Raw genomic sequence first — 25223 nt, 5'->3', positions numbered from 1 at the left:
GGCCCCGGCGGGTCCGGCTGCCCGCACGACAGCCCGCCCGGTGGGCTTTTGCCGCGGTCCACCCAAGCCGCCACATGAGCGGGCTGGAGTTGGACGCGACACAGCTGGACCGGTACTCCCGACACATCATCATGGACGACGTGGGGGCGACCGGACAGGCGGCGCTCCGCGAGGCGGCCGTGCTCGTGGTCGGCGCTGGCGGCCTCGGATCACCGGTCATCCAGTACCTCGCGGCCGCCGGCGTCGGCACCATCGGCATCGCCGACGACGACGCCGTGGAGCTGTCGAACCTGCAGCGCCAGACCATCCACGGCACCGACGACGTGGGCGAGCAGAAAGTCGACAGCGCCGCGGCGTTCGTCGACACGCTGAACCCCGATGTCGACGTGCAGCGCCACGACCAGCGCGTCACCGCCGACACCGTCACCGACCTGATCGCGGCCTACGACGTCGTCGTGGACGCCTCGGACAACTTCCGGACGCGGTACCTCATCAACGACGCCTGCACGCTGGCTGGCGTGCCGTTCTCGCATGGCGCGATCTTCCAGTTCGAGGGCCAGGTCACGACGTTCACCGGCGGCGACGACGGGCCGTGTTATCGGTGCCTGTTCCCGGAAGCCCCGCCCGCCGGGACGGTCCCCGACTGCGCGACCGCGGGCGTCCTCGGCGTGCTCCCGGGAACGATCGGGTCGATCCAAGCCACCGAGACGGTGAAACACATCCTGGGCGTGGGCGACTCCTTGGACGGTCGGCTGCTGTTCTACGACGCCGCTGACATGTCCTTCGAGACGGTGGCGCTCGCACAGCGCCCGGAGTGCCCGATCTGTGGGGACAGTCCCGTGGTTGACTCCGTCCAGGAGGTCGCGTACACGGAGTCGTGTGCGGTCACCGGCGACGCCACCACGGAGTGACGGCTACTCGGGGGTGTCGTGGCGCCAAAAGGCGTCATCGACGGTGACCTCTTTTTTGAACAGCGGGACCTCGTCTTTGAGGCGGTCGATCCCGTCCGAGACCGCTCGGAACGCGTCGCCACGATGCCCGGCAAGCACCACCACGTGGACCACGTCGTCGCCCGCGGGCACGACGCCCGTACGGTGGTGCATGCGAACGTCGTAGACGCCGTCGCGCTCGCAGAGCTGCTCGCGGATGGTGGCCATGCGCTGCTCGGCGACGGTGTCGTAGCGCTCGAACTCCAGGTGTTGTGTCGGCGTGTCGTCGGGGTCGTCGCGTTCGCGCACGCGCCCCGTGAACGTCGCGATCGCGCCGGCGAACTCGCTGTCCTCGTGGGATTTGAGGCTCGCAACCAACGAGTCGAGCGTCTCCCGCACGGGGGCGTCCTCGACGGCCGCGAGGACCGCTTCGGTGTCGAGGGCGTCGGCGTTGGGGGCGGTCACGTCGGGGTCGGGGACGTCGTGGTCGCCGAGCGCAACCGTCGGGAGGGCGGCGTCCGGGAACCCCTCAACGATGACGTAGTCGAACGCGGGCGCGAGGTCCGCAAGCACGTCGTCGAGCGTGCGATCCGCGCCGCTGGCCGCCCACGCGCCGTGGTCGCTGAGCGAAACCGAGCGCGCGGTCGACGCGGGCGTGGTGACTGTGTCGTCCCGTCGGACCGTCGCGACTCGCCCGCGTGGCCGGAGTGCAGCGGCGACTGCGGCGGCGGCCGCGTCCGTGTCGGCAGCGGGGCCGACGACCGAGAGAGCCTTCATGCGCGTGCGTTGGCGGGCGGGGGTGATAAGGGTCGCCCGTTGGGCCGTAGGGACCACGGGGCCGCCGGCACGGGACCAGCAACGCGCCACGACCGGGAGCATCGGGACAGCGGAACACAGTCGTCACTCGCGGCCCCGGACGCGGGGCGGGCGACTGCCTGGCCCTACTGGCCGGTATCGACTGGATCCGTCGACTCGAGCGGGCGCACGTAGCGCACCCCCCGTTCGACGACGAACCAGGCGCTCGCGAGGAGCGCCCCGATGGTGTTGGCGAGTGCGTCGTTGAGGGAGGGATGGCGGCCTGGCTGGGTGGCCTGGAGGCCTTCGATGAGGAGGCCGTAGCCGACCGCGAGCACGAGCACGACGGCGATGCGCGTCAGGATCGTGTCGCGGCGGTGAGCGGTGGCGTACGCGAGCGCGAGGCCGAGGCAGAGATAGCCAAGCAAGTGGAGTTTCTTGTCCCAGAGTGGGTCCGGGCGCGGGGGCGCGACTGGCGGCGGTGACAGCACCGAATAGTACAGCAGAACCCCGGCAACGGTGGCAGCACCGAGATAGCGCAGCCACTTGGGGACGAGGGGGAACGGGAATCGGCGCACGAGCCAAAGATCAGACCGGGTGCCTAAATCCGTAGTGGTCCTCACTCGGCGTCGCGATCCGGCGGCTCCCCCTCGGTCTGAGCGGCGGCGTCATCGGCCGGTGTGGCTGGGGGTTCAAAGAGCGCGGCCAGCGCGCCCCCCGCCTGAGTGTCGGCGACCCACGCCAGCAACGCGCCGAGGGCGGTGACACCGTCCGCGAGGACGGACTCCCGGTAGATCGGCGCCAGCCACCCGACGACGCGTGTGAGGACGGTGATGAACGGGCCGACGGTGCGTGTGTCTCGCAGGTCGATGACGACCACGTCGGGGTCCGGTTCGGCGGTCAGCCAGCCGTAGAGAAACGACCCCGTGACGAATGCGGCGGCCGTCGAGGCGACCGTGCGGGCTGTGCGGGCGATCCGCGACCCACCCATTGCGGCCGTCGCTCGCTCCCGGAGCGTCGTTATCGATGTCATGCTGGTCGCACGCTCGGCCCGCTCCAAGTGGGTGGCTGTGCCGGTTCGTGTAGCATGGTGTTATGAATTGACGTTCACGACGGTCGCTTCGACGGTGGTCGTGTCGAAGTTGAGGACGACCGTCGACCGCTGCTGGAGCGGGCGACCGTTGAACGTTGTCCCGGTCGTCGTCTCCCGCACCCGAAGCTCGGTGGTGAGCGTCACGTCGCGGTTGATCGGGTGATCAACGACGTTGACGCTGCCGTCGTCGCCCGTCGTGACGAGCGTCGACGGCTCGACAGCCACGTCGGTGACAGTGGCAATGGGGGTGCCGTTGGTGCGCTCGGTCATGCCCGCGTGGAACGTCCGGGCGAACTGCTCCCGGATCCCGCTGACCTCAAGCGTGACCGTTCGCGTTGTGGCTGTCCCCGGCTGCTCGAGGGTGCCGACGCGCTGAATCCGGCCGTCGAGATCGTACGCGTCGGGTGCAAGCGAGAGGCTGTTCCCGCGTCGCACCGGCGTCACGCCGAACCGCGTGGTGTCACCCTCGGTGATCGTGTCGAGGGTGAGCCCGACCACCACGCGCTGCCGGCTGGGGTCTCTGGTGGCGTGCGTGGTGACCGTCTCGACGGTGGCGACGGCCTGCCCACCCAGGCGAAGCTGGTCGCCGGTGGTCACCTCACTGGCGTCGACTGCCGGGAGCGTCGTCTCCAGTACCACGTCGGTCGTGTCGGTTTGGAGCGTCTCGCTCGCACCGACGGACTGGATCGCGCCACTGACCTTGTACCGGCTGGTGGCGATGTCGAGGGTTCTGCCGAGGCGAAGCGGCGCGCCCGCGTACATCGTGCTGTTGTCGTCGCCGGGCGTCCCCTGCAGTTCTGCGCGGGCGATGACGCGTGTCTGACCGTCGTCCGGTGCCCGATAGACGTCGGTGATCGTCAGCTCGCTGTCCCCGCTCGCGTCCGTGGTGTCACCGACGGTGATCTCCGTGGCAATGTGGGTCGGGTGCGAGCCGAGATCCAGGGTCACGTGCGTCGAGGACTGTTCGGGCGCCGGCGTCGGCTGGAGCGCGAAGGCCGCGCCGGCAGCCACGACCGCGAGCACGAAGAGCACGACGAGCGCGTCGACGACGTTGACGACGCCGAAGAGCTTGCCCTCGTCGTCAAGCAACTCCATAGAGACCACCAATCATGTTGTCACCGACTGGTCGACAGGACAACTAAACGATTCCGGAACGCCGCGTTCGTCGGTGGCGATGGCGTGTCGCGGTGGCTGCTAGAACAGGTTCCTACCCACGACGCTGGGGGACACCAAATCGTTTCGCTCCTGAAGGGGTGCAGTTGCCACGACAAACGCGAGGACCACGCTGCCCAGTACGTCGATGACTGGACGGCCACCTTCGACGTTGTAGCGATTGTATCCTACCACGTCCAGCACACGGCGATTACCAGAGTTGCGTTGGGTGCCTTCAGATGAGCTACTCGGTACATGTTCGAATTCGCCGTGTCGATTCACGTGTTAACCAACAGAAACGGTGGCGGCGCAGGGAGTGTTGGTTAATAATCGTGGTTGGATGGAATTGTCTTCGCACGTCCATCCACAAAACGAGCGGCTGGGCCGTCCCCAGAACCTTCTCAGGTTTCGGGATATCAGCGTAGAAGTAGCGAACGGCCCCGAGCCATTTTGCGGTAGCGAGGAAGCCCTGCCGTTCACGCGAGTTCGTCGAGTTTCGTGAGGAGGCGGGCGTAGGGGTCTGGCTGACAGTACCAGCCAGCTTCGAGCATTTCGTCGAGGGTCGCACGTGCGTCCGCGGCCGAGAGACTGTCGTCGCGGACAAGTGAGAGGAGGAGATAGGCTGTTCCTCTAGTGTCAATACCTTCAACGTCAGCAATATCACGCCCGTAGGCGTCATCCATCACAGCGGTGGCATTCCGGTCGGCCGCAAGTATAAGGACAGCAACATCGGCGTTGCTGACGTTTGGATTGTTACTGAAACGATCGAATAGCGTGGTTTCTGGTGCTGAGACAACGTCGAATTCACCGGCATCGACGCGTTGTTCGACCCGGCGGGCATCGGGATACCCGGCGTCAACGCCAGCGGTGACCACTTCGTCGTAGACGCGTTCTGGGATAAGGCGGCGGCAATCAAGATGGCTGAGTACCTGCAATCGATCGGCCGTTCCGAGATAGATGAGTGGTGTGGCATCGAAGACGAACATCAGAGGTCGTCGAGATCGGACGTAAGATGGTCGCCATCGACCCACGTAATATCCCGGTCGCGTGCAAGTCGTGCGAATTCCCACGCGTCGACACCCGCGAGCTCAACCGCTCGTGTAAACGTTATCTCCCCCTGTTCGAGGGCCTCAAGGGCTTGGGTGGTCCGCCATTCGTCGAGACTCTCCGATAGGAGTTTTCGAATGGCCGTGCTTCGGTCGAGGCGCTCGGCGTCGATGAATGCTTCGAGCTCCGCCTCCAAGTCGTCGGGGACGCGAGCGGAGATCGTACCCATAGCGTATACTACGTATTCATCGTATACAAACGCTCCGGTGCCAAATCCACCGACTGACATCATAGCGTTGTCGTGGCCCCAGACCGGAACCACCCAACACATTCCTTCCCCGGCCTGAATTTCAATACGACGTGGCTCACGAACGTGGCTCGAGGGGTTACCCTTGATAGTACGGAATCGTCCGCTCAAGTCCCGTAGAGAAGCCGACCTCAGGTTCGTACCCGAGCAAATCCTCGGCCTTCGAGATGTCCGCATGCGAGTGCCGCACGTCGCCCTCAGCGGCGAGGATATCCGCTTGAACAGCATCGTCGATGACCGTGAAGTCCCGGGACTGCTCGCCGTTGCCGTAGATGACTGGGCACTCGGTGGTCCTATAGCAACGATGTGTGGTCAGTTCCGCTGGTTGCCTTGAAATTGTGGGGCGCCTCCAGCCCCCCGTCCGGGACAGATTTATCCGGAGATACGTAGTATGAATTCGTAATGGCGACGAAGGCCAACCGGGACGACGGTCGTCGGGACATTCGGCTCACCCGGAATCCGGACGGCCAGTGGACCGCTCGCGATCTCATTCACGACCTGTCCGTACAGGGCGCAACCCGGAACGCGGCGCTTGACGCGCTTGACGATGTCGTCGCAGCAGTCCATGGCGACGGTGGCCACGAGCCAACCGACGCGGAACTCCACGAGTTGGGTGTCGACACGGACGTCGCACGCAGCCAACGCGAGGATCTACCAGACGTCCTCGAATGACGACGCGAGACTTCTCCGGGGAAGACATCTATCGGGTACTGGTCAATACGGGTGGATTCGAGCACGTGCGAACGACTGGCGACCACCTGATTTGGATCCTTCCCGGAATTGGGCTGTAGACCGGCTTTCTGAACCCAATTGTGAGCAGGTGAACGGGCTCGTTCGACACCGACGGACGCTAAAACAACGGTGGCATCCGTGAGTGATAAGCCGGTATCGTGGAGTCGGATACTCAATCATCGCCGGCTCCGGTGTCGCTTCTCACTCCACAAACGCTAACTCGAAGCAGTCGCTACATCCAGTGAGATGGGCGATTTCTGGCATCAACCACTAGAACCTCGCTACGGCTAACTCTTCATCCGTATCTGAACACTGCCTTTGTTATAAAGACATCTGGAGGATGATTCAAAATCTATATCACCTGCCCCGCGAGTTAGTATATGAACAAGTTAACTCTATGGAAAGGTTAGGTATATTATACTACGTCACTTCATTTCCAAAGCTATCAGAGAGTTTTGTCCTGAATGAGATACGGGAGCTTAAACATAGAGGGCATAACGTCGCAGTATTTGCTTTGGACAACCCTAGTGAAGAGATAACACATGAGGAATATAGGAACATAAGTGTGCCGACATACTATGCAGATGTTTCCTACATAGATGCTCATAGCATTCTTTCTATAACTTCAATTAAGATGGCAATAAAGTATGGCAACAGTAGTCTGCTCTCTCAGTTATCAACGAAAAGTATTGTCTACAGCCTTGTACTCGGCCGATTGTGTTCTGATTTTATTAACTCTCTTGATTTTGATATTGATGTGATACATGGTCACTTCGCTGACTCCAGTAAAGGTGGCGAAATATTAGCCGCAAGAAATCACCAGGTCTCATGCACAGTTACGGCACACGCAGCAGAAATATTTAAAAATCCAAACCATCAGAAAACAAGGTTCATATGCGATAATGTAGACCATGTAATCGTTCCTTCCGATTATAACCGCCAGTACTTGAGTGAAGAGGCTGGAGTGAGCAACGAGATGACGGTTGTTCCCGCAACTTCGAGTACTGAAAAGTTCGGGCCAAGTGCGCCAACAGTCGAGAATCGCCTCTTAACGGTTGCTCGGTTAGTCGAAAAAAAAGGGTACAAGTTCGCAATCAAGGCAGTAAAGGAACTAGTTGACCGAGGTTACGATATTGAGTACCACATTATTGGAAGTGGTGACTTAGAGGGGGAACTACAGCAACAGGTAGAGAAATACGGGATTAAGGACCATGTAAAGTTTCTTGGGCATGTTTCAGATGAAGTACTACGTCAAGAATTGAGTGAAGCTTGCGTATTTTTGCTTCCTTGTGTTATCGCTGAAAACGGTGATCGGGATGCGATGCCAGTGGCCTTGAAAGAAGCTATGGCCTCAGAGACGGCATGTGTTTCAACAACTGTGTCTGCTATACCGGAACTAATTACCCACGGCCGTGATGGCTTACTCGTAGCTCCAAGAGAGACGGAAGAATTAGCAAACGCGGTAAATAATTTACTTGATAACCCAGATAGGAGGCGCGAATTAGCAGGGAATGGGAGAGAAACAGTAAACAATAAATTCGACATTAAAGATTCTGTTCAAACTTTAGTTGATGTATTCTATATTATCAAATAGATAACTACTGAATATGAACATAGAGAATATCACGAGGAGATCCACATACCTGATGATAGTGCTGGCACTTCTTGGTAATATACCAGGAACACCAGAGATTTATGGGATGTTTCTTTACCCATTCCGCCTTCTGTACCCACCTTACATAGCACTTCTGATTCTTTTCATTTTGAATAAAAAAGAAGTCGAAATAACAAAGACAACTGTTCTGTTTTTTGCATTTATTTGCTATATACCTGCAAGTTTAATATGGTCTATTAATCCCCAAAATACGCTTATCAATTCCCTATCGTTATTGGCAACAGCCTCCCTTTCGATAGGGATTTGGATCACATCGAAAAACCGTGAGATTATACATAGATATCTCTTATTAATTACCGGGATAGGGATAATAGCACTCGGACTTGCTGGTTATGAGATGATAACAGGCCACAATTTATCTGTATCCCGTTTTCATGGGAGGAAACCACAGGCTCTTCTTGGATACTATGCGACAGCATGGTTTTATAACATAAATAAATTCACATTCTTTATGCTTTTATCGGTGATATATCCAACCAGTCTGGCTTTGACCTCGTGGTTATCAATCCGGGAGCGAATCCTCTATTTGGCACCATTAGGTATTGGAGTGTTCATCTTCATAAATTTATCTTCTCGTGCTATACTACTTTCAACAATTATCATTATAGGATATATAATTGCAGTAGGTCGTGACAGAGTACCAAATGGGATCCGCCAGTTCCGAACAAATCGTATCGTGACAACAATATTTGGGCTTGCAACAATAGGCCTACTTGTTGTGTTCTCCTTAATTCCTAATCCAGCTTCCAAGGGGTCCTCGATCTATATCCGTTGGGAACTCCAGTCAACCGCAACATCATATGTACTATCCAATCCGATAGGCGTCGGATATCGAAACACAGAAAGTATATTGCTATCGCTGGCAAGGGTTACAAAAGACATCGGTGCCCCTCATTCGCTGTATGGTAGAATAATATTAGACTTTGGGCTTGTCGGATTGCTCCTTGCCGTAACTCTATTCGGCGTGCTAATAAGCCAATCATCGAAGTATGCGATCGCCCGTAATAATCCGGTTGAAACCACTACAGCGGCATGGATGGTTGCTCTACCAGTAAGTTCGCTTGCGCCGGCAAATCCAATTGTACAGCCGACGTTGTGGGTAGGAATCGGGTTGGTGCTAGCCGTTATCCAATTGAATTGTTCATCATAGGATTGTACCCCCTCCCCCCCAATTTTGGTCAACCACAGACGGCCACTCAGGAAAGGTCGTCTTTTCGGAGTCCACGGCTAAGTGACGGGTAGAATAAACGATATTGTTTAACCTGTACGCTCTTGCGTAAGAGATTGAGAATAGGGTAAGTGATCGCTGTAGAGTCAAAACAGACGAGGGCACCGCGGCAGTGATGCCTGACACGAATTATTCCGCTGGATGTGTTGGGCTAGAATCGGTCCCAGCGGACCTGCTTCAACAGGCTTGCTGACGTGACGGTATGACCCGGCCTCGCTACCGCTCTGACCGTGCAATCAGAACAACAACTACAGAGAGTTTCAACAGTATTCCTACGATTGCGATCACATGTTCAACAACAAGACGGCACAATATTCGCTCTTTCGAAGGTTGCACTCCGTCGGTGGTTGTCAATCTACGTGTTTCTCCGGTTTAACATCCATCTCTGCCAACTACAGTGCGAAGCCGATAACACAAAGAACGATCCAGCGACAATACGTACGATAACGAAAACTACCCGTGTTCATTCCTACTGATTGAAGAGCTGGCCACCGGTACGTGATTCCACAAGCCGCCGATAAATAAACAATTTAACTCCCCTTGACTATTGCAACGGGGAGTTGTTCACCGCCTATACCCACGGCCTTCGAGCGTACGACCCACTCAACGAGGACGACGTATTCGACCGCGAATACGCTGCCGATTATGTACACGACAACACCTACGGGAGCCACCATCGTGTTAGCGACGGTGGTTCCCGTCCCATCGAAACATCTCAAAGGACAAGCTAACACAGTATCTCAGAGCGTTCCAACTCCGCCGAAATTATATCGAAAACCCGAACGAGACGCACTCAATCACGCTATCCAAGCGACACCCTGAAATCGATAATGTCCTATGCAAGAGCATTATCATAATACTTGGAAAAGTCCGCCTCATCTTTCAATTCTTATCTAGACACCGTTCTCACACTGGCAGTATTCAGATAAGGATGAAGGACTAGGTGGTACGATTTGTGATCAGGGATGCTCGATATCAAGCGTCACAGAGGCAATAACGTTTGATTTGAGTTGGATTTGTGGAGCGAGAGGCCACCATCAAGTAGCGATAAAGCTCAATATCCGACTCTATTCTGCGGCACTATCACTTTCGGTTACGATATCAATTCTTGAAGCGTTGGGTATCGAACGTTATCCATCAACCGTGTACGACTGGTTTCAGAAAGCTGATTTACACAGGCCCTCCACGGTGCCAACCAAAACACGTTGCAGTTGGCGAGACTCAAATCCAACGCAATATCGAACAGTTCTGGCTATACACTCCAGCCGATCCTAACACGAACCGCCTGCTGATGTGAAGATTGCTACAACGAGAAATCAAGCGGTTATTGAGATGTTCCTCGACGAGCTCCGCGAGAAACATCCCGTTGATGACGCGCTCTTTCTCGTTGATTTCAACTCAAAGTTGCTGAACACTACCGTATCGATGAGCACTTGATTTAAATTGTTGCCAAGCGTCCTCTCTGTGTGAACATGAAATCCTCAATATCAGTGATCATTCCGTCTTATAATAGGCCCAGATATGCTATCAGAGCGGCTAAAAGTGCAATAGAACAGACAATACAACCAAATGAATTAATATTGGTTAATGATGGATCAACCGTAGATTATGGTGAAGTTCAACAAGAACTATCCTCGTTACCTGTCAAAACAGAATATATCGAGACAAAGAACCAAGGAGCTTCACAAGCACGAAATACAGGAGTTGAGAAAGCTAATGGAGACATATATATGTTTTTAGACGATGACGATAAATGGAGTCAAAAAAAGATAGAAAACCAACTTGAGGTATTTAATAGCAATTCGGGAGTTGGACTAGTCTCCTCCGCTGGTAGCTTGGTGGACGAAAACAACAACCTAATTCACTATATAAGTCCGCATAAAGAAGGAGATCTATCTCGTGAAATATTGATAAAAAATCACGTGGGTAGTACTTCTGGAGTGGCAGTAAAAAGAGAAATATTCGAAAGTACTACCGGGTTTGATTCTCAGCTACCAGGGCTCCAAGATTATGATCTCTGGATCCGGATTTGTCAGAAAACATTAGTTGGAATAGACAATCAGAAATCTGTTTTCTGGACACGACATAAAAATACAACGGAACAGATGACCGGAAATCCAGATAGATATGTGCAGGCGGTAAAAATGCTGAGGAAAAAACACAGAGAGAAGTATGATTCTTTATCATATTTTGAACAACGACGGGCAAAAGCTCGACAAATGGCCGGGATTGCGGACCGGTACTCAAATGTCGGATCAGCACGGAAGTTTAAATACGCCGTCAGAAGTCTCTTGTATTATCCGACTCTCCGTGGAGTTACTGAGCTCTTTCCTGATAAAATAGTAGCGAAAGTTCGTCGATGTGCGCATTATTGGGGAAAATGAATCAGAGAACGCTTACTTTTGTTGGAGATATATCTATCCCGTCAAAAATATCCCCAAAATTAGATGACTACTCTACTTTTCGTGATACTATTACAGTCGCAAATATAGAAGGAGATATCGTGGACAACCCCAAAGAATTGTACTCTAAAAGAGTTTTATTTAACCATGTTTCCCTAAAACATTTCCTGGAGAAGATGAATGTGTCTGTCGGGAATCTAGCTAATAACCATATTCTGGATATTCATTCAACTCCTAAAAAGACAGTTCGGCATTTAGAAAATGAAGACATCACAACAATAGGTGCCGGGAACAATATCGGAGAAGCTTCTCAAATCAAATCTCTAAATATAGATGGAACTAAATATGCTTTTTTGAGCTTTGGATGGAAAGTGATAGGAGCACCTCAAGCACAGATAGACTCTCCCGGGGTTAATCCTCTTGACCCACAATATGTTTTACGTATGGTTAAATATACTAGGGAGCAGTATACTAATCATAAAATTGTCGTTAACTTTCACTGGAATTATAATTTAGAGATCCATCCACAACCACTACATCGAAAATTGGCATATATGGCAGTCGACCAAGGAGCAGATCTTATTGTTGGACACCACCCACATATTGTTTCTGGGATTGAAGTATATAAATCAACGCCGATAATACATAGCCTTGGGAATTGGTTTATTCCCCACGGGATATTCTTTGATGGGGAATTAACCTACCCGGAGATATCAACAGTACATCTTGCAGCAGAGTGGAATCCGGATAAGGAACTACAACTTCATTGGTACCAGTATGATTCGACGGACCACTCGTTGAACCATCTTAGTAGCGAACTACTTTCTGAATCAAGACATATTAGAGAATTAACTCCGTATAGAGGGTTTACTCACGAAGAATACACTAAATGGTTCCGCCAAAATCGTAGAATAAGGTCTTTTCTCCCGATATATATAAACCCAAGTGAACAGTACCTAAACAAGATAAAGGACATGTATTGTAAATATAGACAATATCTCGTAGATAGGGCCTCACCTATATTATAATATACTCAAGAATTATACTTTTGAATAAGTAGTTGTCTTTTTCCAGAGTCTGTGAGTTCAATATCCTCAACGAATCGAACGTTCACAGTAAACTCTTCTCCAAGCTTTCCATGTATCGCGTTGATTATTCCAATTTTGTCTACAGATTCTGGGTCGTTTTTCGGTTCAATCCGGATTGTTGCTTCCCCAGGAGACTGCTGATAAAATTGGATAGCACTTACTTCGTTTAGAGTATTTCCATGCATTGTATAATACACAGTATGTATCGCCACCTCATGTGACTCGTCGAGATAGAGCGTTCGTTCTTTTTCTTCACGACCCTGAAGAGACTCTAATACGCGATAGTTACGTCCACAGGCACAATCTCCGATTTCCCCTTTGACGGCGTAATCACCGGTCCGGTACCGAATGAATGGCATCGATTTATTTAGAAATCCCGTAGCAACGATCTCTCCGCGTTCTCCAGCCGAGACTTCGATTCCATTTTCATCTAGAATTTCTGTAACTCCGTACTGAGGATAGAGATGGTAATTATTCGAGTGTTCACACTCTGCTGCGAGTGCGACCTTCTCGGTTTGCCCATAATGAGAAAATAATCTTGTATTAAGAACGTTCTCAATTGTCTCGCGCTGCGTTTGATAAACGTTCTCTGAGGCAGCTAAGACGGCATCAACGTCTGGCAACGGTTCTGAATGCTCTTGTGAGAGCCTGACGAGTTTCGTAATCGCCGATGGGTATCCATGAATGTAGTCAGGCTCAATCTCCTGAATTTTCCGGATGTATGAGTCTACAGTCTTCGAAGTCAAGTGAAACGGTGAGAATTCGTAGGTGCTATAAATTGGATTGTATTTCCAATACTTTCCTTTGTCGGCATTCTCGTATTCAAGTCCTTTAAAGGTGATTAGTTGATCGCCGGGAGAATAGCCCACTCGGCTCCAGCCACACATAATGAATGCCCACTCGGTTCCATACGCAGAGTCATCTAGGGTGAACGCAAAGGGCTCCCCCGATGTCCCACCGGTAGTTACCTCGTGAGTGGTCTTAGAATCAAGAACAGTCGATTCAAACTCAGATCTGTTATTTCTAATCTCGCTTTTTTCAACAATAGGGAATCCTTTGAGATTTTGGAACGGGTCATCATGGGGGAGTTCGATACCCTCATAATACGGTACTGTCTCAACTGCATGTTGAAGCAATTCACGTAACTGTCTTTGCTGATATGTTTTCAAGCGCTCTTGAGACCATGTTTCTGAGCGTTCCAGGAACGAATACGTCTCAGAGAATTCACTTCCTCCGAGACGATATTTGATGGGAATATATTCGATCGGCTTTCGGAGGAACTCAGGGGTGCGGCGATACAGCGTTCGTATAATATTGAGCGCCATGATATTCGTTATCCGTGGATTCAGCTATTAAGGTCAACTTCCCAATCGGTTTTGACAGGTGCGTCGGCTGAGATTGAATCGCGGATCGCGAAAGTCGAAAGGGAAATCTCAACAATATCTCGCATTGGGATCGGTGCCTGCGTGCCGTTCTGAATTGTTCTGGCAAATTCTTGAAATTCGTTTTCGAATCCTTTGGATTTACCCATCCCGAAACGACCGGTTTTGAAATCGTCAATACTATGTACCTGATCACCATAAAACACTTCGATCGATTCCTTGCTTTTGGAATCGTCACCTAGCGTCGTGTACGTGATCGTACCCGTCGAGCCATCCTCGAACTCGATGATGCTCTGGATATTTTGTTGAGTCGGAGACTTCTCGGGGACTGCGGGTCCAATCGTGTACACTTCTTGTGGAGCGGATTCGGAAAAGAATCGAAGGAGATCCACGAAGTGACAGACCTCGCCGACGATCCGCCCCCCACCTTCCTCTGGGTCGATAGTCCAGTGATCGGAAGGAACTGATCCGGCGTTGACCCGGTACTGTGCCATGAAAGGGGTGTTCCGTCCGGATAACTCATCCTTGATCGTCCTCGCGGGTTCGGAAAACCGACGGTTATATCCAACCATTAGCCTGCTATCGGACGCTTGCTCGGCGTCGACGACCGCCTGTAACTCCTCTCGATTGAGCGCAAGTGGTTTCTCAACGTGTACGTCCTTCCCCGCTTCAAGTGCCTTTACGGCGATCTCTGCGTGGAGATTGTGTCGCGTTGCCACGACTACGAGGTCGATCGACTCGTCATCCAGGATCTCCTCGTAGTCCGTGGTAATGTACTCGGCATCGTACTTTTCTCCAACAGTCTTCCCGCTCACTCCCGTCGCCGAAGCGATAGCTGTGATAGTCAAATCGTCGATCCCTGAAATCGTCGGCAGCAGTGTGCTGGTCGCGAAGCTTCCAGCCCCGATCATTCCGACGGTAAGTTGGCCACTAACGGATCGTTTTGAACCGGACTCGAGTCCGATTCGCCGCGTTCGATCCGTCTGGTTAGAATCGTATTCCAACACGATTCCAGTGTAATCCTCGCCCTCCAGTATCAGGTCGTACGCTTCGAGCGCGTCTTCGAATGGGAACGTGTGTGAGATCAGATCGTCGAGATCAAGCTCTCCAGTGTCGAGTAATCTGAGGAACTCACCCATATTTCGATTTTCCGTCCAGCGGACATACCCGATCGGATACTCGTTCCCTTTTTCTTCGTATGCCCGGTCGTACCGGCCAGGACCATACGATCTGGAAAGGCGGAAGTCGAGTTCCTTCTCGTAGTACTGTTCCCGAGGGATGTCCATCCCTACGTCGCCGACAACGGACACGCGCCCTTGTTCGCGTGCGATGTTCCCAGCCATTTCGACCGGTTGATTAGAATCCGTAGCGGCGGTAATGATCACACCATCGACGCCCGATCCACCGCTAAACGATTTAGCTACGTGTTCGATGTCGTCGCCGCCTATCACAGCTCCTACTGAGAGTTCCGTCGCGTCCTCAACCTTGGACGGGTCAATATCGATCCCTAGTACTGGATGACCGTACGCGGACAGGAGTTTCGCTGTGAGTCGGCCAACCAAACCGAGACCGATAACTGCGATGCGTTCTCCAAGCGTGGGATCAAGTCGTCGGATCCCCTGTAACGCGATCGAACCGACAGTCGTGAAAGCGGCATCGCGAAAATCCACCGCATCAGGAATCGAGACACAGAGGTTCTCCGGAACGTGGTTTACCTCTGCATGTGTCGCATACTCAGCACCTCCACAAGCGACACGGTCCCCGACTGAGATGTCGGTAACGTCGTCACCTACCTCGATAACTCGTCCAGAGCAACTATATCCCAGAGGAAGCGGCTTGTCGAGACGAGACCTCACTGAACGATACGTGGCTTGGAGTCCATCATTTTTTGTCTTCTCGATGACCTGCTTCACGAGGTCTGGTCTCTCCTTGGCCTTCCCCAAAAGGCTCTTTTTTGCTAGATCGATCAGCGCCTGTTCGGTTCCAGCACTGACGAGAGAATGACGCGTGTCAACGAGAACTCCGTTTGAAGAGGTACGTGGGTCCGGAACGTCGACAAGTTCCAATTCTCCACTGTCGAAATTCTGTTGAAGCTGCCGCATTATGACTCCCCTTTCGTCTTCTCTGGTTTTTGTGTTCTCATTTGGATATGGAATTACTATTTGCCACGGTTAATCGAGTTCACGAAGAATAACTCCAAGCGTTCCCGAACCCTCTCGATGGATGGAGACCACGTCTCTAGATTGTTTCTCTCCGTATCTCGGATGATACGGTGCTGTACCGATAGTCATCCGGTCGCCCTCTATGGCCTCTAACTCTGCGATCGGTACTCCTTTACTGTCCTCGATCGTTACGTATCTATCGGTACTGCCGAAGAGAGCACTACACTCCGGGTGAACATGAAATCGACTCAGAACAGAGTCCTCTTTACACTCCACCTGATCTGTGATTTGCCATCCATCGGAGTCCTGTTCAACCATTCTTTCGTGAGTGTATGTTGAAAATCCAACTCTATTAAGGTCGTAATCAACCCGAATGGAAGAACCTCTGTTGAATTCGACTTCTGGGTCAACTTCTCCCCACATCCAAAACGAGGAGGCTAATCGAACCGGGTCAAGAGTACCGACTTGGACCGTGTTGTGACTCCTAATGCTTCGGTCATGCTGTCTAGTTGTACCAGCAGCATATTCGAACACACCGGTATCAGTCAATACCCGTTTTCCACCGATCCACAAACAGACCTGCCCCGGATGTACGTGTGCGTGTGCTGGAAGGTGAGGGACCGGTATTTCGTGTGCTGTGACAAGAAGCCGGCTATCGCCGGTTCCAAGCCAGAAAAATCCCGACTTAGGCAGCGATCTATCGGCCTCCAACTTGGAATGCGGGTCCGCCTCAATACCGATAGATTTTGCGTACTCAAGGCAGGATGTTAGTGGTAGTGCTTCCCCAAACACAGAATCATTCAAAAGTGGGATCTGATCATCTGGTGGCCGGAGACGTTCAATAAAGTGAACTCCATCAGCCGCAGTCTTTCGGAGCGGTTTAGAATCTTCACCAATAGATTCTAGCAGATCAATTGCTGTGAGAAAGCGCTGACAGACGACCAGATGATACATCGGGCTTCGTTCTATATGGCCTCCATCTTCGAAGAATTGTTCCTCACCGGCCTGTTCGAAGATCCGATATCCCTGGCGCAGCCACCCCGGCTTATTAGCATAAACTCCTGCAACAACAAGGGCAACCGCGTTCTCGATGAGATGATTACCACCCACCCCGTGCTCAATATTGTCTGAGAGGAACGCTGCGTTCTTATAGATGAATGTTCGTATTTCTTTCCGGAATGTTTCATCGAGTCGCGTCGCAAATAGAGAATCGTACCGTGCCCAATTCAGGATTCGAAGACAGACTGAATGCGGCATCCAGTATCGTCTCAAGTACTGGCTATCGACTGCGATCGGATGACCCTCCATCCAATTATTGAGCCAAGAACGATGAATCGCGATTTCGTTGTCAGATATCTCTGAAGGGTCGGAAACAGTGAGCCAGATCGGTTTAAGGTGTTCAAACCCCCAGCATTTGAGTTTCCAGTGAAGCGACCGCTCCATCACTCTCGGCGCATCTAGTGAGATAGATCTACCGTTTTCAAACGACACGGTTTCGTTTAGGAAGGAGAGATCTCCGTTGAGGACAGTCTCTGCGTCTCGCTCGTATGTCTCTCGTTTATTGAGAGTGCTCTTTTGAAGACAAATGGTATTCTTGCGTATCGGTTTGATACGCGGAGTGAATTCCTCTGGAACCTGGTGTTCGTATCGCCCATCGATGTCAATTGGTAGTCGTGGCAAAATCGACGACTTGAGCGTGCGAGTTGCGATCCCGAAGAGTTGTCTCGGTTGTTTGTTGAGTGCGGTTCCAGCAAGGGTGAAATAATCAGTCATTATTCACTGAGTAAACATCGACTAAATCTGGTACACGTCGAACCCGGCAGCCATCCACCGGTCCCCATCCAACATGGCCCGAGTGTCTACAATCACCTCACCTCGCATGCGACTAACAAACGTCTTGGGAGAAAGTGCGCCATACTCGGGATGGTCAGTCACCAGTACAGCGGCATCGACTTGCTCAAGGCTCTCCTCAAGTGACAAGAGATCGTAGTCGATATTGTCGCTATCCACATAGGGATCTGTCAGTCGAATTTCATCCACACCCCTCTCCAACAATTCCTCAGCAATCGTGAACGACGGAGTTTCTCGAACGTCAGACACGCCACCTTTGTAGGCCACACCGAGCAGCGCCACTCTCGCCCCTTGCAAGTCATCGAGCGCCTCCGAAAGTAACTCGGCTACGAACTCTGGCATCTCATTATTGACCCGCCGGGCCGTCTCAATTAGCATCGGAATGTCGTTGCCGTGATTCAAGAACAACGGATCGATCGGGATACAGTGTCCACCGACACCTGGACCCGGCCGTAAAATCTCAACACGTGGGTGTTCGTTGGCCATCGCGATTGCCTCCCGAGAGTCGATCCCGAACTCGTGTGAGAGCTTCGCGATCTCGTTGGCGAACGCGATGTTCGTATCGCGGTAGGCGTTCTGGACCAGTTTTACGAACTCCGCCGTAGTGGCATCGGTCGTCTTGATGTCGCCGGAGACGAACGAGTCGTACAGTGCGACGAGCTGGTCGGTCGGCTGATCGCCGACCGTCCCGACGATCCGGTCGTTCTCCCGGAGTTCGGTGAGAGTGTTCCCCGGCAACACCGTCTCGGGACTATATCCGAGAACGAAGTCCTCGCTCGCGGAGAGGCCTGATTTCTCGACCACGTCTCGCAATCGGCCGGCAGTAGTCCCGGGAGGAACTGTCGACGAGAGGACAACTGTGTCTCCCTCGCGGAGCTCCACCGCGACCGCCTCGGCCGCTGCCTCAACGTACGAGAGGTCTGTTCGGTCAAGATCCATATCGTACGGGGTCGGAACGCAGATGACGTGGAACTCCACCTCTCGTGGCTGAGAGACGATTTGCAGTCCGTCTTCGAGGGCCCGCCTCACGAAACGATCGAGGTCTGGTTCCTCGATGTCAAAGGAACCCTCCAAGAGGTCGGAACGGTGGTCCTGGTCGGCATCGAATCCGTACACCTCGTAGCCGGAGTTTGCGAGGATCGCGGCTGTCGGGAGTCCGACGTATCCGAGCCCGTGTACACAGATCCGCGGTTCAGTTTCAGTCATTCGTATCCAAGCGCATTAAGAATTCGTTCGGCGGCTCTTCCATCTCCGAAAGGATTCTCCCAGTCTTGCTCCGTCGCGAGCATTTCGTTAACTCCAGTGAGGACGTCCGTCGACTCAACTCCAACGATCCGGTTCGCGCCGACATCGACCGTCTCGGGACGCTCCGTGTTGTCTCGCAGGGTGACACAGGGAGTCCGGAGGATACACGTCTCCTCTTGGACCCCCCCGGAGTCGGTGAAGACGATCGTCGCCTCGTCTTCCAGCACGAGGAAATCGAGGAAGTCCTGTGGGTTGACGACGTCAATTGAATCCGGGACATCGATATCGAACTCGGAGAGCCGTTTCTTCGCACGGGGATGAATCGGATACACAACAGGAAGTTCCTGTTCGTCAGCCGCGTTCGCGACGCTATCAAGCAGTCTCTTGAATCGATCACGAGCGTCAACGTTCTCCGCTCGATGGGCCGTCAGCAGCGCGAACGGTCCGTCAAGATCCAGATCCGAGAGAACGTGGCTCCGCTCGTGAGCAATTTCAGCGTTCTGTTGGACCGCATCGACGATTGTGTTTCCGGTGACCGTGATCCACTCGTCGGGTAATCCTTCCGAGAGCAACTGATCCCGCGATATCTCGGTCGGTGCGAACAGGTAATCGGCGGCATGATCCGCCAACCGACGGTTGATCTCCTCGGGCATCTCCCGATCGAAACTCCGGAGGCCGGATTCGACATGCCCCACCGCGATTTCGTCCATCTTTGTCGCCGCGATCGATCCCGCCAGCACCGAATTGGTATCCCCTTGAACGAGTACTACGTCGGGGCGTTCCGAATCAAGCACGGATTCGATCTGGGTAATCATTTCCCCGGTTTGCTCCCCATGAGTACTGGATCCGATTGCCAAATTATAATCGGGCGTCTGAAGATCAAGTTGCTCGAAGAACACTGAGTCGAGTTCCTCGGAGTAGTGTTGTCCTGTATGAATGATAGTGTAGGGTATATCCCGTCGTTCACAGGCACGTATGACCGGAGAGAGTTTGATTATTTCCGGTCTGGTTCCTAGGACGAAACTGAGCATAGAGGGCATCTTGTGACTTCGTTGTATTGGTGAATACGGAGGCAAAGTTTAAAAGCTGGCATTCGCTATTCGTCGACTCAATCACTGCGTTCGGTAATAGTTGCGAGATACTCCTCGGCAATAGAATCCCAGTTGAAGTGCGCGTTGACGTATTCCCGTCCCGACGCCCCGAAGGTCTGTCGCTCGTCGGGATTATCACGAAGTCGTTCGGCTGCGGAGACCAGTTCGTCGCTGTCGTCGGGTTCGATGATGATTCCGGCATCCGCATCTGTGAGAATTCGCTTTGCCTCCCCCTGAACGCCGAGAATAACCGGAAGTTCGGCTGCCATAGACTCCAGAAGCTTCGAGGGGATCACAGTTTGGAATATCTCACGGGATTTCAGATGGACAAGAGCGATGTCCGATTTCTGAAGGATGTATGGGACTTCTTCCTTCGGTCGGCGTCCAGTAAAAGTCACGTTGTCAAGATCGGCTGCCCGTGCTTCTAGCGTGTCACGTTCCGCTCCATCACCCACGATCGTAAATCTGACATCGTCGAGTTCTGGAGCCGCGTCTAACACAATCGATAGACCGTGAGCCCGACCAATCGTACCGACGTAAGAGATTGTGAATTCGTCCTCGATATTCGCTATGACCGCGGATCCGTCCGTATCGACATCATAAAAATCCAGATCGATTCCATTTGGATGAAATGCGATTTTCGACCGATCGACCCCACATTGTACGATAGGCTTGATGAACGCCTCCGATACGATGACGAGATGATCTGAACGCCGGTAGAGGAACTCCACGATGCGTTCCAAAGACCAGATCACAAGCTTGTTGTCGAAGTCGCTGACGGCCAAAATCGACTCCGGCCACAGGTCGCGAATCTCGAACACGAACGTTGCCCTCTTGATACGAGCGATGGCCCATGCGGAAACGCCAGTAAGCGGTTGCGGCGACGTTGCGATCACGATCGACGGAGAGGTGTATCGAATCCCGACGAGCATCGAGATCAACATGAACCAGACGAACTTCAGACTCCGACGGAGGAGGTCTCCGCTGGGTGACGGAATAGTCTTTGTGTAGTAGACGTCAACGTCGTCTCGCTTCTCATGTCGCAACCACCGATTATCGTAGCCGTCGTAGATCTCTCCCTCCGGGTAATCCGGTGCGCTCGTCAAAACCGTCACGGATACATCATCTGACCACCGCTTCGAGAGTTCATCCCATCTCGTCTGGGCGGCTCCAGTTTCTGGCGGAAAGTACTGTGTAACAACGAGAATCGACTCGGATACGTCCGTCATGCTCCTAAACCACCATCACGTTGGTTCTCATACGTCTCGATCCGTGGAAGCTCGTCCGCTCGCGTCGTGAACATAGTCATGTCATGTTCTATCGCCGCCTGGTCTCTCAACATCGGTGGACGTGATAGTCTCCGCCCTTCGTATCGGGGTAGAGCCACAGCGCAATCCGGTGGATTCGCATTACGCCTCCCTACCGAACGCTCGCAAACAAACGTACCGGTTCACACTGCCCGCGTTCCGTATTCGGGACACGCGGCCGGCCGATCACTTTCAGATATCATTTCAATCTCGATAAGTCCAGTATCGAACGTGCTCGTTCAACCGTTGATAAAAATTTCGCCCAATCTAGGGGAAGAAAATTGATTGCGAGTCTCACTGTCTCGATGAAGACACCTTAGAGGTATCCGAGCGATTTTAGCATTTCCTCTCTATTCTGCCCGCTTGATTCAACATCGATATCTGGAACACGTTCGCCGGTATCAGTGGCCGAAGTTGTGGCCCACGGAACTCGCCTAACTCTCGGATGAAGCATACCAACACGATGTTTGTATCCACGAACGCCGAGATATCGCTCCCCGAATGCTTCACCATGGTCAGCGGTGATTACAACTCGGTCAGCATCATAGTTCTCAAGAAGCACATCAATTGCGTTAAGGCCGGAACGAAGCTCCGCCATATACCGGTCCCAGACAGTCGCTTTCGAGACCTCACCAAACCGGAGTTGACCGAAGGGGAATACTTCCCAATCTGTTAGCTCGTCACGCTCACCAGATTCGATCGCACTATAGTACGGATAATGCGGTTGAATGTAGTGAACGATGAGTCGGTCAGGGTCTGATTCACGCCCGTGCTTAATGGCGAGATCGGTTACGAGACTCGCCGAAGGGTGAGGCCGATCCTCATGACCTTCTCCAGATTCCCGCACCTTTCGCATACCGCCAACAGAAATGAATTCGTTAAATGCAGATGTTGGCAAAATCTCCCAATCTGTCGGACTCCACCCCGCGTCGTCGATTTCCTCCGGAGCCTGTCTTCCATCAAGTACCTCCTCCACCAAGACGTTTCCCGCGATATAATCAATATTACCAGTATGGCTCCGGTACGGTTCTCGAAACGTCTGTGCAGTCCATTCCAACGTAGACCCACCGACAGAATATCGAGACTCAATTGGGTTAGAATCTAGGCAGGAAAAACGCCCAGTTCGCTCGGCTTCTTTCAACGCGTCAAGCCGACACGTATCAAGGATTATTAACAAATCCCAATTCTCGTCTAGTACATTATCACCACGGGAAAAGCGCGAAGACACTGCCGCCTCAAGTCCAGAAAGAAGCGGTGCAGTCCTCGACTTTAGATAACTCAGTGCCTTAGACGGATGGCGGACGCCCCTTCTAATCATATCCAAGGAAGAGTTAGGCATTATTAAAAGACGATGCTATTTCCAGCCTATTAAGTCTGTTATCTGCCGAGTGTAATTCCCCGCATCAGATACCTCTCTTAACCACAGAGTACAACTGGAGAAATTTACAATCAAACGTATATTCTAGTACCACCATTATTGCTACATACAAAACAACGCCCCAAACCACCAATAAAACCAAATTCAATACACTAACACTCGAAATTATGTAAGAATTTAGAACGGTAACACCAACGACCATCGCTACACTACCTATAAATGGATACGCCATCTTCTCTATAACTTCGGTAAGCCGCCCTTCCGTGATGGACAGAATACAGTATAAGTGAACCGGCAGCGTCAGAAGAGCACTCCCCACAATCATAGCAGACACACCAATCAAACCAAATATATCTGCGGCTGGATAAATCAATAATGCGATTATAACGACTTTGAACGCCTGAATTTTCGCTTCGAGATCTGGTCGACCCGTAGATTTGTAGACTGGACCTACGTTCGCCCCAAACGCACGAATTCCGCCCCAAACGGCCAAAACCTGCATTACTGGTATTGCCGGACGCCATTGGTTGCCAAGAACGACAAGGACGAACTGTGGGGCTACAACTGCAACACCAGCCGCTATTGGGAATGCCACCGTTGTTGATATTTGAACGGCCCGTAGAAATCCCTCACGGAGCTTATCGATGTCATCCTGTAGTTTCGAGAATGTCGGAAAGAGAACCCGTGAGATGACGTGAGTGACTTCCGTAGCGGGAGCGTTCGAGTAACGATATGCTATTTGATAAATACCGAGCGAACTCGCTGTAAAGAACCAGCCTACGAACGCATCGTCTCCCTGGCCATAGAGAAATACCAGAATTGCGGAGGCGAACATCCACTTCCCGAAGGCGAACATCTCCTTACCGTATGCAAGATTAAACTCCATATCGGGTCGATATTCGTGGATTCCGTACGAGAGGACGAGCTTCACGAGATTCATCGCGACGATTCCCACGGCTAGTGCCCAGACGCTACGGAATACGAACGCGATAACGACGGCGACAATTAGATCGACGAAGCGACCACCGACCTGATACACGAACTCCCGGTGAAAGTTGAGATTCTTTTGAAAGTACACAACAGCTGGGTTCTGTAATCCCAGAATAAGCGGAGAAAACCCAATAACACGGATGAGCGGCTCAGCCCGTGGTTCACCGAAGAATACGGCCAAATAGGGAGCAGCAAAGAAGGCTATCGAAGCAATCAGGCCCCCGCGAGCAATTTTCATAACCCATGCCGTGTTGAGGTATTCGTCGACGTTCTCGTCCTCGTGCTGTATCAGTGCTTCATCGAAGCCGAGTTTCGAAAACTGCCGCAAGGCGGCGATCGCCAGCAGTGCGATGCCGAGCAACCCGAACGCTGCTGGAGAGAGCAGTCGAGCTAGAATAATCACTTTTATTAGTTGTAGGACGCGGTCGCCAACGTTGATTCCTGCCACCCAAATGCCGCTCTGAACGGCTTGCTCTGCTGTCGACCCACCGGCGGTGAGGCGTTCGTAAATAGACCGAAACAGATCGAGCACTGATATCAGCGTAGACAGTTCTTCGTCAAGTAATTCCCGTTTCCAAGCAGATGGTTTGGCAGATCAGCCGCAGGCTGAGGAAGTGAGGAGTTACTGCTTGATGGTTTCCTTCCCCTGTAACCGTGCTTCCGCCTCGTCCCGGTCTTCGGGGTACCCGACGTCGACGCGCCAACCCTCCAAGCCGATCGCGTCAATCGTGCGTCCACTTTGAATCAACAGATCAATCGCCTCCGAAATCTCATATTCCCCACGATTCGACGGCTGGACGAGATGGCATGCGTGGAAGATTGCTGGACTGAACGTGTAGAAGCCAGTCATCACGAGATTCGACGGTGGGTCTTCGGGCTTCTCCACAACGTCGGTCACTTCGCCGTACTTGTTCGTGTCGCAGACACCGTAGCGACTCACGTCGTCCCAGTCGACTTCCTCGACGAGGAATGCCGCGTCGGCCCGATCTTCTTGCTGGCGACGAACGACGTCCTCGAGGTTTGCTTGGAAGATGTTGTCGCCGAGCATCAGCATGAAGTCATCATTAATGTACTCCTCGACCTTCAGGAGTGCGTGCGCCAACCCCTTCTGTTCACGCTGATGGGCGTACGTGATCGGGATTCCATCGAACTCGTCGCCGTAGTGGTCGATGATGTCCTGCTTCCGGTAGCCGACGACCACGACGAGTCCATCCGCACCGAGCTCCGCGAGCTGCTCGAAGCAGTGCGTGAGAATCGGCTTCCCGTTAACCTCGACCATGCCCTTGGGCTTGTCCTCAGTGAGTGGCCGGAGGCGGGTTCCCTCACCGGCGGCTAGCACGACCGCTTTCATATTACCCGAAGGATTACC

Annotated in this window: 21 protein-coding genes and 3 pseudogenes; 7 read left to right on the top strand and 17 right to left on the bottom strand. The window is 52.9% G+C overall.

The window, feature by feature from the left end:
- Positions 1-74 precede the first annotated feature (74 nt).
- Positions 75-911: a molybdopterin-synthase adenylyltransferase MoeB gene (gene moeB, locus JRZ79_RS13450; protein ID WP_010902012.1), complete on the top strand. Its 837-nt coding sequence runs from the start codon at positions 75-77 to the stop codon at positions 909-911.
- A gap of 3 nt (positions 912-914) precedes the next feature.
- Here moeB and JRZ79_RS13445 read toward each other — a convergent pair whose 3' ends face one another.
- The 7 genes and pseudogenes from JRZ79_RS13445 to JRZ79_RS26200 form a co-directional block, all read right to left on the bottom strand.
- The gene (locus JRZ79_RS13445) at positions 915-1706 is read right to left on the bottom strand and encodes a molybdopterin synthase (RefSeq protein WP_205252358.1); all 792 of its coding nucleotides are present in this window, start codon (positions 1704-1706) and stop codon (positions 915-917) included.
- Between the two features lie 164 nt (positions 1707-1870).
- The gene (locus tag JRZ79_RS13440; protein ID WP_205252357.1) at positions 1871-2302 is read right to left on the bottom strand and encodes a VanZ family protein; all 432 of its coding nucleotides are present in this window, start codon (positions 2300-2302) and stop codon (positions 1871-1873) included.
- A gap of 41 nt (positions 2303-2343) precedes the next feature.
- Positions 2344-2757: a hypothetical protein gene (locus JRZ79_RS13435; RefSeq protein WP_205252356.1), complete on the bottom strand. Its 414-nt coding sequence runs from the start codon at positions 2755-2757 to the stop codon at positions 2344-2346.
- A 60-nt stretch (positions 2758-2817) separates the two neighbouring features.
- Positions 2818-3912 carry a DUF4330 family protein gene (locus tag JRZ79_RS13430; RefSeq protein ID WP_205252355.1) on the bottom strand — a complete coding sequence of 365 codons (1095 nt, stop codon included), beginning with the start codon at positions 3910-3912 and terminating at the stop codon, positions 2818-2820.
- A 533-nt stretch (positions 3913-4445) separates the two neighbouring features.
- The gene (locus tag JRZ79_RS13425) at positions 4446-4955 is read right to left on the bottom strand and encodes a DUF3368 domain-containing protein (protein ID WP_205252354.1); all 510 of its coding nucleotides are present in this window, start codon (positions 4953-4955) and stop codon (positions 4446-4448) included.
- Positions 4955-5245, bottom strand: coding sequence for a UPF0175 family protein (locus JRZ79_RS13420; RefSeq protein WP_205252353.1), 291 nt, complete (start codon positions 5243-5245; stop codon positions 4955-4957). Before JRZ79_RS13420 ends, JRZ79_RS13425 begins: the two co-directional genes overlap by 1 nt.
- Positions 5246-5402: 157 nt before the next feature.
- Positions 5403-5609 (bottom strand): annotated as a pseudogene (locus tag JRZ79_RS26200) (GDP-mannose 4,6-dehydratase); the annotation flags it as partial.
- Between the two features lie 116 nt (positions 5610-5725).
- On the opposite strand from JRZ79_RS26200, the gene JRZ79_RS13415 reads away from it, so the two are divergent.
- The gene (locus JRZ79_RS13415; protein WP_205252352.1) at positions 5726-5995 is read left to right on the top strand and encodes a type II toxin-antitoxin system HicB family antitoxin; all 270 of its coding nucleotides are present in this window, start codon (positions 5726-5728) and stop codon (positions 5993-5995) included.
- Positions 5996-6078: 83 nt separating this feature from the next.
- On the opposite strand, the pseudogene JRZ79_RS13410 reads toward JRZ79_RS13415, so the two are convergent.
- Positions 6079-6319, bottom strand: a pseudogene (locus JRZ79_RS13410) (IS6 family transposase); the annotation flags it as partial.
- A gap of 133 nt (positions 6320-6452) precedes the next feature.
- Between JRZ79_RS13410 and JRZ79_RS13405 the strand changes: the two are divergent.
- The 5 genes and pseudogenes from JRZ79_RS13405 to JRZ79_RS13385 all read left to right on the top strand — a co-directional run bounded on the left by JRZ79_RS13405 (position 6453) and on the right by JRZ79_RS13385 (position 12388).
- Entirely contained in the window at positions 6453-7649 is a 1197-nt protein-coding gene (locus tag JRZ79_RS13405) for a glycosyltransferase family 4 protein (RefSeq protein WP_205252351.1), read from the top strand.
- 13 nt (positions 7650-7662) lie between these two features.
- Positions 7663-8880, top strand: coding sequence for a hypothetical protein (locus JRZ79_RS13400; RefSeq protein WP_205252350.1), 1218 nt, complete (start codon positions 7663-7665; stop codon positions 8878-8880).
- A 206-nt stretch (positions 8881-9086) separates the two neighbouring features.
- Positions 9087-9780 (top strand): annotated as a pseudogene (locus JRZ79_RS13395) (IS1595 family transposase).
- 650 nt (positions 9781-10430) lie between these two features.
- The gene (locus tag JRZ79_RS13390; protein ID WP_231546369.1) at positions 10431-11342 is read left to right on the top strand and encodes a glycosyltransferase family A protein; all 912 of its coding nucleotides are present in this window, start codon (positions 10431-10433) and stop codon (positions 11340-11342) included.
- On the top strand, positions 11339-12388 hold the full coding sequence (locus tag JRZ79_RS13385; protein ID WP_205252348.1) for a CapA family protein: 1050 nt from the start codon (positions 11339-11341) through the stop codon (positions 12386-12388). The genes JRZ79_RS13390 and JRZ79_RS13385 overlap by 4 nt, the downstream gene beginning before the upstream one ends.
- Positions 12389-12393: 5 nt before the next feature.
- Here the strand turns inward: JRZ79_RS13385 and JRZ79_RS13380 are convergent, their stop codons facing one another.
- The 9 genes from JRZ79_RS13380 to aglF form a co-directional block, all read right to left on the bottom strand.
- Positions 12394-13773: an AMP-binding protein gene (locus tag JRZ79_RS13380; protein ID WP_205252347.1), complete on the bottom strand. Its 1380-nt coding sequence runs from the start codon at positions 13771-13773 to the stop codon at positions 12394-12396.
- Between the two features lie 20 nt (positions 13774-13793).
- The gene (locus JRZ79_RS13375) at positions 13794-15932 is read right to left on the bottom strand and encodes a bi-domain-containing oxidoreductase (protein WP_205252346.1); all 2139 of its coding nucleotides are present in this window, start codon (positions 15930-15932) and stop codon (positions 13794-13796) included.
- A 69-nt stretch (positions 15933-16001) separates the two neighbouring features.
- Complete coding sequence (locus tag JRZ79_RS13370) at positions 16002-17765, bottom strand: alginate lyase family protein (RefSeq protein ID WP_205252345.1); 1764 nt, start codon at positions 17763-17765, stop codon at positions 16002-16004.
- A gap of 21 nt (positions 17766-17786) precedes the next feature.
- Positions 17787-19049 (bottom strand): nucleotide sugar dehydrogenase, encoded by a 1263-nt coding sequence (locus JRZ79_RS13365; RefSeq protein ID WP_205252344.1) that lies wholly within the window; start codon positions 19047-19049, stop codon positions 17787-17789.
- Positions 19046-20128, bottom strand: a complete 1083-nt coding sequence (wecB, locus tag JRZ79_RS13360; protein ID WP_205252343.1) for a UDP-N-acetylglucosamine 2-epimerase (non-hydrolyzing) — start codon at positions 20126-20128, stop codon at positions 19046-19048. Before wecB ends, JRZ79_RS13365 begins: the two co-directional genes overlap by 4 nt.
- A 68-nt stretch (positions 20129-20196) precedes the next feature.
- Positions 20197-21408, bottom strand: coding sequence for a glycosyltransferase family 4 protein (locus JRZ79_RS13355; RefSeq protein ID WP_205252342.1), 1212 nt, complete (start codon positions 21406-21408; stop codon positions 20197-20199).
- A gap of 394 nt (positions 21409-21802) precedes the next feature.
- On the bottom strand, positions 21803-22825 hold the full coding sequence (locus tag JRZ79_RS13350; protein WP_205252341.1) for a hypothetical protein: 1023 nt from the start codon (positions 22823-22825) through the stop codon (positions 21803-21805).
- Positions 22826-22889: 64 nt separating this feature from the next.
- Positions 22890-24386, bottom strand: coding sequence for a lipopolysaccharide biosynthesis protein (locus JRZ79_RS13345; RefSeq protein WP_205252340.1), 1497 nt, complete (start codon positions 24384-24386; stop codon positions 22890-22892).
- Positions 24387-24476: 90 nt separating this feature from the next.
- Positions 24477-25205 carry a UTP--glucose-1-phosphate uridylyltransferase AglF gene (gene aglF, locus JRZ79_RS13340; RefSeq protein ID WP_205252339.1) on the bottom strand — a complete coding sequence of 243 codons (729 nt, stop codon included), beginning with the start codon at positions 25203-25205 and terminating at the stop codon, positions 24477-24479.
- Between the last annotated feature and the right edge of the window lie 18 nt (positions 25206-25223).

This window comes from Halobacterium sp. BOL4-2 (assembly GCF_016917835.2).
GTDB classification, from domain to species: Archaea; Halobacteriota; Halobacteria; order Halobacteriales; family Halobacteriaceae; genus Halobacterium; species Halobacterium salinarum.
This window is presented reverse-complemented; position numbering and strand designations above follow the sequence as displayed.

Bases quoted from the DNA above. Each gene is read 5' to 3' on its own strand.
- JRZ79_RS13375 (WP_205252346.1), bottom strand. From the start codon at position 15,932: ATGCGGCAGCTTCAACAGAATTTCGACAGTGGAGAATTGGAACTTGTC.
- JRZ79_RS13430 (WP_205252355.1), bottom strand. From the start codon at position 3,912: ATGGAGTTGCTTGACGACGAGGGCAAGCTCTTCGGCGTCGTCAACGTC.
- JRZ79_RS13405 (WP_205252351.1), top strand. From the start codon at position 6,453: ATGGAAAGGTTAGGTATATTATACTACGTCACTTCATTTCCAAAGCTA.
- JRZ79_RS13350 (WP_205252341.1), bottom strand. From the start codon at position 22,825: ATGCCTAACTCTTCCTTGGATATGATTAGAAGGGGCGTCCGCCATCCG.
- aglF (WP_205252339.1), bottom strand. From the start codon at position 25,205: ATGAAAGCGGTCGTGCTAGCCGCCGGTGAGGGAACCCGCCTCCGGCCA.
- JRZ79_RS13435 (WP_205252356.1), bottom strand. From the start codon at position 2,757: ATGACATCGATAACGACGCTCCGGGAGCGAGCGACGGCCGCAATGGGT.
- moeB (WP_010902012.1), top strand. From the start codon at position 75: ATGAGCGGGCTGGAGTTGGACGCGACACAGCTGGACCGGTACTCCCGA.
- JRZ79_RS13370 (WP_205252345.1), bottom strand. From the start codon at position 17,765: ATGACTGATTATTTCACCCTTGCTGGAACCGCACTCAACAAACAACCG.
- JRZ79_RS13400 (WP_205252350.1), top strand. From the start codon at position 7,663: ATGAACATAGAGAATATCACGAGGAGATCCACATACCTGATGATAGTG.
- JRZ79_RS13420 (WP_205252353.1), bottom strand. From the start codon at position 5,245: ATGGGTACGATCTCCGCTCGCGTCCCCGACGACTTGGAGGCGGAGCTC.
- JRZ79_RS13445 (WP_205252358.1), bottom strand. From the start codon at position 1,706: ATGAAGGCTCTCTCGGTCGTCGGCCCCGCTGCCGACACGGACGCGGCC.
- JRZ79_RS13355 (WP_205252342.1), bottom strand. From the start codon at position 21,408: ATGACGGACGTATCCGAGTCGATTCTCGTTGTTACACAGTACTTTCCG.
- JRZ79_RS13385 (WP_205252348.1), top strand. From the start codon at position 11,339: ATGAATCAGAGAACGCTTACTTTTGTTGGAGATATATCTATCCCGTCA.
- JRZ79_RS13425 (WP_205252354.1), bottom strand. From the start codon at position 4,955: ATGTTCGTCTTCGATGCCACACCACTCATCTATCTCGGAACGGCCGAT.
- JRZ79_RS13390 (WP_231546369.1), top strand. From the start codon at position 10,431: ATGAAATCCTCAATATCAGTGATCATTCCGTCTTATAATAGGCCCAGA.
- wecB (WP_205252343.1), bottom strand. From the start codon at position 20,128: ATGCCCTCTATGCTCAGTTTCGTCCTAGGAACCAGACCGGAAATAATC.
- JRZ79_RS13415 (WP_205252352.1), top strand. From the start codon at position 5,726: ATGGCGACGAAGGCCAACCGGGACGACGGTCGTCGGGACATTCGGCTC.
- JRZ79_RS13365 (WP_205252344.1), bottom strand. From the start codon at position 19,049: ATGACTGAAACTGAACCGCGGATCTGTGTACACGGGCTCGGATACGTC.
- JRZ79_RS13380 (WP_205252347.1), bottom strand. From the start codon at position 13,773: ATGGCGCTCAATATTATACGAACGCTGTATCGCCGCACCCCTGAGTTC.